The organism is Cellulomonas sp. ACRRI (assembly GCF_022346185.1).
In the GTDB taxonomy this organism is placed as follows: domain Bacteria; phylum Actinomycetota; class Actinomycetes; order Actinomycetales; family Cellulomonadaceae; genus Cellulomonas.
This window is the reverse complement of sequence record NZ_JAKRMS010000256.1, coordinates 1-1,380: the sequence shown is the minus strand read 5'-3', so window position 1 is coordinate 1,380 and position 1,380 is coordinate 1. Positions and strand designations below refer to the sequence as shown.

Below are 1,380 nucleotides of genomic sequence, written 5' to 3'. Positions count from 1 at the left end.
GCTCCCGCCGCCGCCCGCACGCCGCCCTGGCGCTCGTGCCCGTCCTCGCCCTGCTCGCGGCCTGCGGCGGGACGTCCGACGCGGCCGAGGCCGGCGGCGGCGACCTCCAGGAGGCCGCGGCGGCCGCCGGCCTCGAGGTGGACACCAGCCCGGAGCAGGACCGGATCCACACCGCGGAGAACCCGGCCGCGATCGCCCTGCTGCCGCCCGAGCTCGCGGAGCAGGACACGTTCACCGTCGCGGTGAGCGCCTACGTCGCGCCGCTGGCGTTCCTCGCCGACGACGACGCCACCCCGATCGGCAACGAGACCGACATCGCGCAGCTCGTCGCCGACGCGCTCGGCAAGGACCTCGACCTCCAGGTGAAGGCCTGGGCCGACTGGCCGCTCGCCGTCCAGTCCGGCGACGTGGACGCCACGATCTCCAACGTCACCGTGACCGAGGAGCGCAAGGAGCTGTTCGACTTCTCGTCCTACCGGGACGACGAGCTCGGCTGGCTGGTCAAGGCCGGGAGCGACATCACCGCGATCGACGAGCCGGCCGACATCGCCGGCCTCACCGTGGCCGTCGGGTCGGGCACCAACCAGGAGAAGATCCTGCTCGCCTGGGACGAGGAGAACCAGGCCGCCGGCCTCGACCCCGTGCAGGTGGAGTACTTCGAGAACGACGGCGACACCATCCTCGCGCTGCAGTCCGGCCGCATCGACGCCTCGTTCGGCCCGAACGCCACCGCCGCCTACAAGGCCAAGGTCTCGCCGCAGGACTTCACCGTCGTCGGCACGCTCAACGGCGGCTGGCCGGACACCGCGCAGATCGCGGTCACCACGCTCAAGGGCAGCGGCTGGGCCGACGCCGTGACCGCCGCGCTGCAGGGCGCGTTCGACGACGGGTCGTACCAGCAGGTGCTCGAGCGCTGGGGCCTGGAGGACGAGGCCGTCGACGCACCCGAGACGAACCCGCCGGGCCTGCCGAAGACGTCCTGAGCGCCGACGGCCCGCCCGCACCCGAGGAGGAGAACCCATGCCCGAGAACCCCCGCGTCCCGCTGTCCGTGCTCGACCTCGCGGTCGTGCCCGCCGGCGGCACCGGCACCGAGGCCGTGCGGGCGGCCGTCGACCTGGCCGTCGACCTCGACCGGCTCGGCTACCGCCGCGTCTGGTACGCCGAGCACCACCTGTCGCCCGGCGTCGGCTCGGCGTCGCCCGCGGTGCTCGCCGCGGCGGTCGCGGCCCGCACGGAGCGGATCCGCGTCGGGTCCGGGGCGGTGCTGCTCAGCACCACGAGCCCGCTGGTCGCCGCGGAGCAGTTCGGCACGATCGCCGCGCTGCACCCGGGGCGGGTCGACCTGGGGCTGGGGCGGGCGTTCACGCCGCCCCAGCCC

At 74.9% G+C, this 1,380-nt stretch carries 2 protein-coding genes; both read left to right on the top strand.

The genetic code is table 11. From position 1 onward, the window contains the following. The coding region (locus MHY85_RS21005) for an ABC transporter substrate-binding protein (RefSeq protein WP_308191460.1) at positions 1 to 983 on the top strand (983 nt) is incomplete at its 5' end. A 37-nt stretch (positions 984 to 1,020) separates the two neighbouring features. Continuing rightward, positions 1,021 to 1,380 (top strand): LLM class flavin-dependent oxidoreductase (locus MHY85_RS21000; RefSeq protein ID WP_239200399.1); only part of this gene is annotated, 360 nt, incomplete at its 3' end.